Below are 11708 nucleotides of genomic sequence, written 5' to 3' on the forward strand. Positions count from 1 at the left end.
GCCTACAATCATCACATCCCACAAAAAGCCCTCAACTTCTTGTCTCCGATTGAGGCTATGAAACAGTGGCAGGTTAAACAGCCGGATCTGTTTACGAGGAAAGTTTATAAACAGGCGGAACCTGACAGCTAGAAAATACAACGCACTCTTTCGGTATCTCTGCGCCGGCAGGGGGGGGGGCTGCCGGCATGAGGCTATCTTTACAAGATTACGGCGTGGGGATGGTTATGCCTGATCCCCGGAGTGGTCCGGAGACACTTCCATCGGGATAAACCCCGTGAGCGTACACCGGCTGACCGGCGTACTGACTCAGCCAGTGCGTTACCTCTGCATCAAATCCAACTCTGGTATCGTTTCTGCCGCACTGCTTCATGATTGCGTCATACGAATCCATATTGCGGAGAGGGAGCACGGTGTAGCTGGCCGGCATGCTGGTCAGGAACGTGCCATCCGGGTAGGGGCGCCCTGCGTAGAAAGCAACATTGATAGGTTGTGCCGATTCCTGCAGGCATGCCCAGCCGCCCGTCAGGACTTTGTTGGAATAGGGGTTTTTACTTAAGGCAACCAGCTGCCCAACGATGGTTGGGGTGGCCTTCTGCTCTCTGACGGTAATCTGGATAGGTTGTGAATAGCTGATGATGGGCTGGCTATTCATCGCGGCAAGCTGGTATTTGCCTTTCATTCGAAGGGAATACGTGCCAGCGCGCAATGTAAACGCCTCTGTGAACTGTGTTTTGTAAATCCCGTCAGCAAGCGCCAGGCTCTGGTTGCCGTTTATCTCCAGCCAGACATTGGGTGAGTACCAATAGGCGATACATTCCTTACTGCCAAACCAGTCGAAATTAGTCACCAGCTGCGCTGCCCCTGCGACCTTGACGGTCGCACTTCCACCCGGTGCCACAACGTACTCCGCGCCCTGAGAGGGGCTATTTAACTGCCATACAAACTCACCAGTAGCGTAGCCATTCAGAAAACACGGTACGTCCGCTGCAGAAGCCTGGCTGGCAAGTGTGGTGAGTGCGGCAAAGCCGATCAGGCAGGAAAGCGTGCGCAGTTGGAAAGTACGCCTAGGGGTTGAGTAAACGGTTGCCATGAATTCTCCTGTTTTTTGTTTGAGCGGTGTGGATCTGAGTATTCTGGAAAAGGCAATTGCACGAATGGTTAAGTTTTATTAAAAACAGCAACAATGCTCATTGTTTGATGCAAAGGCGCTGTGAGAATAGTTAATGAGGCTGGCTGTAATCGCGGCAATCATTCAATTCGGCGCAAACGGTTTTTCATATTGCTACTTTCCTGCTGCAGATTGCTGAGTGAGGCGCGGAAAGTGTTGGCAAATGCTTGTAGGGCATATCTGCCGTATTGAATGGCTGGCGTGTCTTGGTGTGCAGTCTTAAATTACCATCTTGATGATGATTATATTTTGATTTGGGCAATCTAATCAAATTTCCGATTTATGTAATAATTTGTTCAGAAAATAGAAAAGGTTGTGGCGGCCCTCAAATGTTGCGGGGCTTTTTTGCGGCGAAGAGAGGGATGGGTGTGGCTTTTCGGCCGAGTAGCCAGAGGAGGGGGGTAGGGCTGCTGCCCGGTTGTGTTGTCGTGAATCGCGCAGATTCGCTTTGGGACAACGCCAACCGAGCCGACAACCAAATGGAAAACCAAATAGCGCTTACAGTGGCATGATCGAGAAGCTGCGCATCATCGGAGCTGGGCCGTTTTCGTTAAACCAATACTCAAAAACCCGCTTGGCCTCGCCGGTTTTTTCCATTTCAACCAGAGTGTCGTTCACTTCTTTCTGCAGGCGTTTCTCGCCTTTTTTCATGGCTACAGCGTAGATTTCGAGTGAAATTGATACGTTACTGATCTCGAATTCCTTGCGGTTGGGCAGCTGGCTGAGTTGGCCTGCCAGAATCGGCTCATCGCTGGTCATGGCGTCGATGGTGCCGCCAGAGAGCGCCACTGCAGCGTCTTTATTGCTATCGAATAGTTTGATCTTGGCTTTGGGCATTTCGCGCCGGAGCTGCTGCTCGGAGGTGGTGCCCTTGGCAACACCAATGGTGCCTTTTTCAAGGTCGTCCAGGCTGCGTACCTTGCCTTTGTGGACCAGGAATTTCTGCCCTGTCACAAAATAGCCGATGCTGAAATCCACCTGCTTTTCGCGCTCGGCATTCTTGGTAAACGTGGCAAGCACCAGATCAATGCTGCCATCCTGCAACTTTGGAATGCGGTCGGCCGGATCGACCGCCTGTGCCAGCAGCTTTACCCCCAGGCGCTTGGCGATGGCCGCCGCAAAATCCACGTCGTAACCTGAGATGGTCTGCGTTTTGGGGTTGAGTACGCCAAAAGGCGGCGAGGCATACATCACCCCTGCGACCAATGTGCCTCGCTTCTTGATGTTGTCGAGGGTGTCGGCCCAGGCAGGCGTAAGTAACAGACTCCAGGCGAGCAATGCGGCGAGGGGTTTTTTCATGATCGTCATTTCCTTGGTGCGGCGAGCACGGGCTTGAACGCCCTGTAGGCAGCTCGCTAAGTTCTCTGCAGGCACAGACTGCAAACTGACATATAGCTTACAGAAAGATTTGTGGTGCCATTCTAATCTATAGAACATCCATCTGGCATGATCCATGCCAATGGCAATAACCCGTACCCCTCTCCCGACAAGCGGTCGTTCTCTGCCGATCCGCCTGATTCTATCTACAGCGGTCTTTTTGCACCGCACAACCCCGAAATTTATCTGATTTGCGGCGCTGACTTGATTCAGATCAAGTCGGCAAGCGCATTTCGGCTCTACACTCTTAATAACTGACTGGTTAGTCATTAGGAATGTTGCAATGCACATACGATTTGCAGGATGGATGGCCGTGGCGCTGCTGTGTGGCGCTCAGGCTGAAACCTTGGAGCAGGCCTGGCAGGCGGCGTTGGCCGACAACCCGGCCTTGCAGGGTGAAGTTCAGAGACGGCAGGCGGCCGAAGCCCGGCAGGCGGCGGCCCAGGCGTTGGACTGGCCGACGCTGGTGGCAGCCGGGGGAGCACAACATCTAAGTTCGGCGCCTCAGGCGGAACTGGATCTCAGCCCGCTGGGGCAACGTCTGGCTGGAACTCCGCAGGCCGGTTTGGCAAGGCTGCTGCCTTCCAGCGTGGCGGTGCCGCTGGCCGAGCGTGATCTGGCGCTGGCCGAACTCAAGCTCAGTTACCCCTTGTATACCGGCGGTCGCATTGGTGCGCTGCAGGCGGCAGCGGGGGCTAACAGCGAGCTGGCACGGGCTGGCGAGCATACTGCCAGGCAGACGTTGAAGCTCGCAGTGGCCGAGAGCTACCTCAATGTTCTGCGCGCAGAGGCGGCGCTGGATGTTGCCACCCACTATCGCAACAGCCTGCAACGCCACCGGCAGGACGTGGTGGCGATGGAGGCCAAGGGGCTGGCAGCGCCGGTCGAGCGGATGACGGCAGAGGTAGCGCTGGCTGATGCCGAACGGAGGCTGATTGATGCGCGTCAGGCAGGCGAGATTGGCCGTGCGGCGTACAACCGGCAATTGGCGAGGCCGGCGGATGCGCCGGTCAGGCTGGAGCCCGTGGTGCTGACGTCTTATCAACTGCCGGCTGATGCAGCAGAGCGTGCGTTACGGCAGCGGCCCGAGCTGGCGGCTCTGCAGTCGGGCGGTGAGGTGCTCAGACAACAGGCGGGCGCCACCAGGGCCGAAGATGCGCCACAAGTCGCGGTCGAGGCCATGCACCTGCGCTGGCGTGGTCTGCCGACCACCGACACGCATACCAGTGCCATTGGGCTGGTCATGCGCTGGCATCTGTTCGATGGCGGCCAGAAGCGTCAGCAGGCTGCAGCCCTTTCGCTGGAAGCGCAGGCGCTTGAAAGCCGGCGGGAGGATGCCAAGGCGGCGGTGCTGCTGGAGGTGAGGCAATCGACCCTGGCAGAAAACGCCGCACGTCAGCGGCTGGCTGTGAGTGAGGCGGGCGATGCACTGGCTGCCGAATCGCTACGACTGATGCGTAGCCGCTATCAGCAGGGTGTTGCGACCCAGACCGAGGTCCTGGCCGCTGAAACCCGGCTGGCCGACGCCCGCCGCGCCCTGCTTGATGCCCGATACGACCTGCAACTGGCTCGTTTGCGCTTGCAACGTGCCATCGGTGAACTCTGATCTGAGACCCCAATATGAAACTCCCTATCCATAAATTGATTCCCGTGTTGGTGATTGCCAGCTTGCTGGCGCTGACCGGTTTTGCGCTGCTCAAGCGTGATCACGGCCAGCCCCCCGAGGGGCTGATTCACGCCAATGGCCGGCTGGAGGCAGACCGTATTGCCGTGGCCAGTAAAGTGGCCGGGCGCATCGTTGCGCTATACAAGCAGGAGGGTGATAGCGTGGCGGCCGGTGAGTTATTGGCCCGGCTGGATGACAGCCAGATCAAGCCCAAAGTCGAGGCTGCGGCGGCAGCCGTTGCGGCACTGGAAGCGCAGTTGTCGGCACGGCGGGCGGAAGTGGACGTGGCGGGGCGGGAAGCGCCGCTGAGCGTGGCGGCCAACGAAGCGCAACGCACCCGTGCGGCGGCGCAGGCGGACCAGGCCAGCCGTGATGCCGAGCGCTATGCGGCGCTGCAGCGTGAGGGGGCGCTCGATAGCCATCGGGCCGAGCAGGCCCGGCTGGCGAGTGTGGCGGCCCGTACCCAGCTTGATCAGGCCGAGCGCCAGCTGGCGCAGTCGCAGCTTTTGAGCGCCAAGGTTGCGGCCAAGCGCACCGAGCTGGGGGCGCTGGAATCGCAGATTGCGGCGGCGCAGGCGCAGCTGGCCGAAGCCCGGGCGGCCCTGGCGGAGACCGAGGTAAGGGCACCTTCGGCCGGTCTGGTTGCGGTGCGGGCACGGGAAGCGGGCGAGGTGGTGGGCGCGGGGGGCACGCTGTTCGAGCTGTACGATCCGGCGCGGCTGTATTTGCGGGCGTATGTGCCGGAGACCGAAGTCGGCCGCTTGCGGATTGGTCAGGCAGCGCGGATCTGGGTAGATGCCTATCCCGGCCGGCCGTTTGAAGCGAGCCTCACGACGATTGCCAGCCGCGCTGAATTCACCCCGAAAGAGGTGCAGACCCATGACGAACGGGCCAAGCAGGTATTTGGCATCAAGCTGCTGATCAAGCCGGTGGCCGATGCGCGCCTGGCGCCGGGGCTGCCGGCCGATGCGGCGGTGCGTTACATCGAAACCGCCAGCTGGCAGGCACCACGATGACAGAGGGGGGCAAGCAGCCGGTGGTGGAGGCGCGTGGTTTTCGCAAGCGCTATGGCGCTCAGCGGGCCGTGGATGGGCTCGACCTGACGATTCATGCTGGCGAGATCTTCGGGTTGATCGGCCCGGATGGAGCGGGCAAATCCAGCTTCATGAAGGCGGTGGCGGGTGTATTGCAGTTCGATGGCGGCAGTCTCAGTGTCTTTGGCACGGCAATCGATAGCGACGCGGCGGCCGAGTCGATCAAGGATCGGATCGGTTTGATGCCGCAGGGGCTGGGCCAGAATCTGTATCCCGACCTCAGTATCGAGGAAAACGTCGATTTCTTTGCGCGGCTGCGGCTGGTGCCTCAGGCCGAGGCGGAGGCACGCAAGGAGCGTCTGTTTGCGATCACCCGGCTGGGCAAGTTCCGCGCCCGGCCGATGAAGCAGCTCTCCGGGGGCATGAAGCAGAAGCTGGGGCTGGTCTGCACTTTGATCCACGCTCCGCTGCTGATCGTACTCGACGAGCCGACAACCGGCGTCGATCCGGTCTCCCGCCGTGACTTCTGGGCGATTCTGGCCGAGCTGCTGCAGGAGACCGGCGCAACAGCGCTGGTTTCGACGGCTTATCTGGATGAGGCCAGCCGGTTCGACCGGGTGCTGCTGCTGCACGAGGGGCGGGCGCTGGCAGCGGGTGAGCCGTCCAGTCTCAGTGCGGCGCAGTCCGGCACCGTGCTGACCTTGCACGATCTGCAGAGTGATGAGGCGCTGCAGCTGGCCAGGCAGTTTGGTTACCTTGAACCGCGTGGCCGTGACTGGCGCCTGTTTCTGGCAGGGCTGAACGCTGAGGCGGCACAGGCTGCCATCACCACGCTGCTCGGCCGCACCGTGCAGACCCGTGCCAGCGAACCCGAACTTGAAGACGCTTTCATTGCGCTGGTTGGGGCGCCGCCAGCGGCACCTCCTGTGGTGGTCGCCCAGGCTCACGGCGCCGAACCGGTGATCGAAGCCCGCCACCTGACCCGCCGCTTTGGCGATTTTGTCGCGGTGGATGATGCCAACTTCCGTGTTCTGCCCGGCGAGGTCTTCGGCCTGCTCGGCGCCAACGGTGCCGGCAAGACCACGGCGATCAAGATGCTCAATGGCATCCTGCCACCCAGCAGTGGCGAAGGGTGGGTGGCAGGGGCGGACATGAAGCGGGCCGGTCGCGCCATCAAGGCACGCATCGGCTATATGTCGCAGGCGTTCTCGCTCTACACCGATCTCACGGCCATCGAAAACATCCAGCTCTATGCCTCGATTTATGGATTGTCACGGCAACAGGCCCGCGAGCGGGCGCGATGGATTGTGGACATGGCAGGGCTGGCCGGCTTTGAAGACGCGCTGGCGGCCAGCCTGCCCATGGGGTTGCGGCAACGGCTGGCGCTCGGTTGCGCGCTGGTGCACTCACCCAGGGTGTTGTTTCTGGATGAGCCGACATCCGGCGTGGACCCGCTCGGCCGCCGTCGTTTCTGGGACATCCTGTTCCGTCTGGCACGCGAAGAGGGTGTGGCCGTGCTGGTGACCACGCACTATATGAGCGAAGCCGAACGTTGCGACAAGCTGGCCTTGATGTTTGCCGGACGGGTGGTAGCCGAAGGCACGCCCGCCAGCCTGAAGCAGGCTTTGGCGGCACGGCGCGGCAAATTGCTGGCGCTGGAGGTCGAGGCCCCGCGTCAGGCACTGGTACAGCTGCAGTCGGCCGGTGTCGATGCCAGTCTGCATGGGCGACGTCTGCATTGCTTTGTGGCAGACCCGGCAGCCGAAGCCCCTCGTCTGTGCCAGCTGCTGGCATCGGCCGGTTTGGCTGCCCGCGCACTGGGTGAGCTGCCGGCCAGCATGGAAGACGTTTTCGTCGCGTTGATGACCGAGCTGGAGGCGACATGAATCTGCAACGCATTACCGCTTATGCCTACAAGGAATGGCGTGAAATCGCTCGCGACCGGCTGTTCTTCAGTCTGGCCTTCGTTGTGCCGCCGCTGCTGATGCTGTTGTTCGGCGTCGGTCTGTCGCTGGATGTTGAACATATCCCGTTCGTGGTGATCGATCAGGATCACAGCCAATACAGCCGTGATTACGCGGCACGTTACAGCAGCGGTCCCTACTTCAATCTGCTGGGCCAGCTGGACCACCCGGATCGACTCGATACGCTGATGGCCAGCGGCACGGTGCGGGCAGCACTGATTATTCCGGCGGGTTTTGGTGCCCGGCTGGCTGCCGGCAAACCAACAGAAGTACAGACCCTGATCGACGGCACCTTCCCCTCTCGTGCCCTGACAACCAAAGGCTATCTCGATGCGATCAACGCCCAGGCCAATCTGGATGGGTTGGCCAAGCTGCTGGCCCAGCGCAGCGGCCTGACCGAAGACGCTGCACGCCAGCGCTTGACCCCGGTCAAGCTGGCCGTGCGCTATCGCTACAACGAGGCCGTGTTGTCGTTGTGGTCGATCGTGCCCAAGCTGCTGATGGTGATTCTGATGATCTCGCCGCCGTTTCTCACCTCGATCGGGGTGGTGCGCGAAAAGGAATCGGGCGCCATTTTCAATCTGTACGCCTCCAACCTCAGTCGGGGTGAATACCTGCTCGGCAAGCTCGCCCCTTATGTGGCGATCTCCTTCCTGAATGCCTGGGTGCTATGGCTGATGGCGCTGTGGGTATTCGGTGTGCCATTTCGGGGCTCGCTGGCGTTTTTCGCGCTCGCCAGCGGCGTATATGTGCTGTGTACCACCGGTATCGGTCTGCTGGTGTCGATTGCCACGCGCAGCCAGGTGGCCGCGATGATCGTTACCGCCATCGTCACGGTTGTCCCGGCGGTGCTGTATTCGGGAGTGCTGATCCCGGTGCCGTCGCTAGGGCCGACGGGTCAGCTGATCGCCCATGCGCTGCCGGCCATGTATTACACCGAAATTGCGGTTGGCTGCTTTCTGAAAGGCAGCGGCATGGCTGATCTGTGGCCACAGCTGCTGGTGCTGGCTGGCTACGCTGCCGCACTGTTTACGGCGGGTTTCCTGCTGATGAGCAAACGACCCAAAGTGTAAAACAAGGACTCACTGTGCAATTTCTGCTTACTCTCCGTGACTGGATGCGCCCGATGCTGGCGCTGACCCGCAAGGAACTCACCCAGCTCTGGCGCGATCGGGTGCTACTGCTGTTTCTGGTCTACGCCTTTACCGTGGATATCTATCTGGCTGGCTCGGGCGTCACCTTGCAAGTGAGCCATGCCCGCACCGTCATCAGCAATGCCGATCACGGTGTCGCGGCGCGGGAGCTGACCGGCCGACTGGTCGAGCCGACCTTCCGTGTCGATGCGCAGGCCCACACCCAGGCGCAGGCGCTGGCCGAGCTGGATCGTGGCGGCGCCATGCTGGCCCTCGATATTCCGCCGCGCTTCAGTGCCGATCTGGCCGCAGGGCGCCAGACCACCATTGGGTTGTGGGCCGATACCTCGAATTCGGTACAGGGTTTCATGGCAGCCAGTTACATCACCCGGGTGGTCAGCCGCTTTGGCATTGAAACCGGCTTGTCTCAGGCATTGGGGCAAGGTGCCGGTGTGGCGGCGGGTAGCCTGCCCACCGTCGATAACCGGATACGTGCCTGGTACAACCCCAACCAGGATGACGCCTGGTTCATGAGCCTGTCACAGCTTCTCAACATCATTACTGTTTTCGCCATCCTGTTGCCGGCCGCCGCCGCTGTGCGCGAGAAGGAGAGGGGAACGGTGGAGCAGCTGCTGGTATCGCCGCTGTCGCCGGTGCAGATCCTGCTGCCCAAGGTGCTGGCCATGGGGGGCGCCATTCTGCTGGCGATCCTGCTCTCGCTCGGGTTTGTGCTGTGGCCGATATTTGATGTGCCATGTCGTGGCAGCCTCGGTCTGTTTTTCGGGTTGTCGGCACTCTATGTCTTCTCGACAGCCGGGCTGGGTCTGTTCATTGCTACCGTGGCCCGCAATCAGGCACAGGTTGGCATGCTGACTATCCTGCTGCTGGCACCCATGCTGTTCCTTTCCGGCGCCTGGACGCCGCCCGAAGCCATGCCGCCCTGGCTGGCTCATGCCATGGTGATTTCCCCGCTTCACCACTTCATGGACATCGCTTTCGGCGTCATGCTCAAAGGCCAGACAGCTGCAGCACTGCTTCGGCCGATTGCCACCCTCAGCGTGATCGGTTGCCTGCTGTTCGGCTTCGGCCTGTATCGTTTTCGCCGACAGTTTGGTTGAACCACCCCATCCCCGCTCAGGGCGCCGACCGGCGCCCTGCCTGCCATAGCCTTGATCAGACCCTCTCATCCAGCAAAAGATGGATGGGATTTTTCATCCCAATGTGCTAAAAAGCCGGTCGAGCTTGAAATATTGCAGAAAAACGGTGCTGGAGCATTGTTATTGAGTCGGACAATTTTTGTTTGCTGCAAATTAAAAGTAATAAAGATTGATTGTTTGGAAAGTATTCCGGTGAGTGGTTTGATTAAAGATTTTTCTGTTATTAATCTAATTAATAAGAGTGGGTTGATTGGCTTTTTTGTGACTTTGATTGGCTTGTTTCCGGGTATTGCGGCGGCAGATCAAGGGGCTTTGCTTGGGGTGTTGTTAGCGCCAATATTTGAAAGTATGGGAAGTATAGTTCGCACGTTATTTTTGCTTGTTGTTGGCGTACAGCTTTTGTTGTCAGTAGCAATGGTTGGTTGGAGTGTTTATTTAAACGTCAAAACTGGTTTTGACGCCAAGGCAGCAGCAGTTATTTCTCTATTTGTGATTGCTTGTTTGGTAGTAGTCAACCCGTTCCTTTCCAATTTCTGGAGTGGCATGGCCATAGCGGTTGCAGTGGTCAATATCACTGGCGTTCTGCTGCTTCCATCAAAGCTGAAGCAAGTCGAAAAAATCGTGCTGACAACCATGATGTTTACCATTGGGCTTGTGGGCTTTCTCAGTTTTTAGATTCCTTATCTTGCTGTCTTCGGGAGTTTGTTGTGCGTAAGCTGGTTCTATTTTATATGGCTTTGATCTGTGCGTTACCAGGTTATGCAGCTGGCAGCGCCGGAGATTATTTTGCCGGCATGTTCAGCCGATTTCTGGATGGTGCCGTATTTGGCGGCATGGTCTTTTTCCTGTTTTGCGGCGTATTTATATTTATCTTTGCGGGTTTGCCGTCGATGGCGCTAGTGTGCATTGCCCGCCTGATAATGGGCTTGCGCAAGCCCGATTTACGCCAGCGCTATAAATGGACACTGGTATGTATCGCCCTGAGCATTCTGCCTATCCTGGGTTTGTATGGGCTGAATATCATGGAAAGAATCATGACATTTGTGGTGCTGGCGAATATTGCCGGTTGTATTGTCCTGTTTCCGCAAATTCCCCTGCTAAAGCGCACTCTGGCCTGCATGGCCATGGTGGCAGCGCTGATGGTCTGGGTTGATTCCTTTTATTTCAATATGGCGATGCTGTCACTGTCCCCCATCGCAATCGGCGCAGAAATCATCCGCCGCAAACGCTTGGCAAGAATGCTGACCGTAACGGACTAGATTTGCGGAACCTGGAATGGGCGCGGGTGCTTGCAGAACCCGCCAGTGCCCATATTTGAGGGTGACGAACCCAGACCGATGCCGAGAGGGTGTCTTACCCGATATGGCCGGTATCACCTGAAGAGGCGCCCTTGTTTGACTGGCTTACTGCTACCCAGCCGGAACCTTTGAATGGCCCGGCCCTTGAGACCCGGCATTTCACCCTGCGCCTGTCGCGCAACTGGCGGCGGGAATCCTCGCACAATCCTGAGCAATACTTGTTTGGCCGCAGCGATGGCTCGGCGCTGACGGTGATTCATACGCCCTGGCAAATGGACGAGCCAAAGCTCGACGAAGCAGCCGATCGTCTGCTGGCGGCGCGCTGGCAATCCATTCAACGTGGCTTGGGGCAGTTTTCGCTGGAGCAGGTCGATGTCGAGCGACGGGCCACCGACTATCCGGGCATTGAGGTGCGCGGACACGGTCGATCAATAAAACTCGAATATTTCTGCCGTTTTTACGCGCTGATCACCAGCCATGTACTGATCAATATCCTGGTGGAAAGCCCGCGCTCAGACGATGCCCACAACCTGCACCGGTTTGGGCAGGTAATGGAGGGATTCTCCTTACAACTACGCGGTGGTCTGCCCCATTTGTCCCGCTGAACCGACGAGGTTCTGGCACTTCGCAGTGCGGGCCGTGGTCCGCACTGTGAAGGGCTTGATCAGCCAGGCAGATCTAGGCTCTGTTGACGTTTTGTTTCCGGTCGCGCCGAGTCGAGTTTTGGGGCAGGGCTAGGCAGGGTGAGTGCAGTTTAGCGAGCTAAATAAGCGAACCCTAACGACGCCATGCCCCAAAAATCGACCCGGCCCGGAGGGTTTCGCCGGATTTTGGCCTGCTGCCGCGTTAAAAATAGCGTGGCTTATAACAAAGCGGCGCGCTTTTTGCCTTGCATCAGGCCCAAAAAC

10 protein-coding genes are annotated in these 11708 nt (G+C 58.9%); 8 read left to right on the plus strand and 2 right to left on the minus strand.

Annotation, left to right across the window (positions count from 1 at the left end):
- Positions 1-208 precede the first annotated feature (208 nt).
- Entirely contained in the window at positions 209-1093 is an 885-nt protein-coding gene (locus PZA18_RS22755; RefSeq protein WP_284103190.1) for a hypothetical protein, read from the minus strand.
- A 576-nt stretch (positions 1094-1669) separates the two neighbouring features.
- Positions 1670-2470: a transporter substrate-binding domain-containing protein gene (locus PZA18_RS22760; protein WP_284103191.1), complete on the minus strand. Its 801-nt coding sequence runs from the start codon at positions 2468-2470 to the stop codon at positions 1670-1672.
- A gap of 361 nt (positions 2471-2831) precedes the next feature.
- Here PZA18_RS22760 and PZA18_RS22765 point away from each other — a divergent pair, with 361 nt between their 5' ends.
- The 8 genes from PZA18_RS22765 (at position 2832) to PZA18_RS22800 (ending at position 11405) form a co-directional block, all read left to right on the plus strand.
- Positions 2832-4154 (plus strand): TolC family protein, encoded by a 1323-nt coding sequence (locus tag PZA18_RS22765; RefSeq protein WP_284103192.1) that lies wholly within the window; start codon positions 2832-2834, stop codon positions 4152-4154.
- Positions 4155-4168: 14 nt separating this feature from the next.
- Positions 4169-5230, plus strand: coding sequence for an HlyD family secretion protein (locus PZA18_RS22770; RefSeq protein ID WP_284103193.1), 1062 nt, complete (start codon positions 4169-4171; stop codon positions 5228-5230).
- Entirely contained in the window at positions 5227-7134 is a 1908-nt protein-coding gene (locus PZA18_RS22775) for an ATP-binding cassette domain-containing protein (protein ID WP_284103194.1), read from the plus strand. The genes PZA18_RS22770 and PZA18_RS22775 overlap by 4 nt, the downstream gene beginning before the upstream one ends.
- Positions 7131-8285: an ABC transporter permease gene (locus PZA18_RS22780; protein ID WP_284103195.1), complete on the plus strand. Its 1155-nt coding sequence runs from the start codon at positions 7131-7133 to the stop codon at positions 8283-8285. Before PZA18_RS22775 ends, PZA18_RS22780 begins: the two co-directional genes overlap by 4 nt.
- Before the next feature lie 14 nt (positions 8286-8299).
- Positions 8300-9463, plus strand: coding sequence for an ABC transporter permease (locus PZA18_RS22785; protein WP_284103196.1), 1164 nt, complete (start codon positions 8300-8302; stop codon positions 9461-9463).
- A 51-nt stretch (positions 9464-9514) separates the two neighbouring features.
- Positions 9515-10177, plus strand: coding sequence for a hypothetical protein (locus tag PZA18_RS22790; RefSeq protein WP_284103197.1), 663 nt, complete (start codon positions 9515-9517; stop codon positions 10175-10177).
- Positions 10178-10209: 32 nt separating this feature from the next.
- Positions 10210-10761 (plus strand): hypothetical protein, encoded by a 552-nt coding sequence (locus PZA18_RS22795; RefSeq protein ID WP_284103198.1) that lies wholly within the window; start codon positions 10210-10212, stop codon positions 10759-10761.
- 131 nt (positions 10762-10892) lie between these two features.
- Entirely contained in the window at positions 10893-11405 is a 513-nt protein-coding gene (locus tag PZA18_RS22800) for a hypothetical protein (protein ID WP_284103199.1), read from the plus strand.
- Positions 11406-11708 lie beyond the last annotated feature (303 nt).

Origin of the sequence: Parachitinimonas caeni, from assembly GCF_030129945.1 — a bacterium.
In the GTDB taxonomy this organism is placed as follows: Bacteria; Pseudomonadota; Gammaproteobacteria; order Burkholderiales; family Chitinimonadaceae; genus Parachitinimonas; species Parachitinimonas caeni.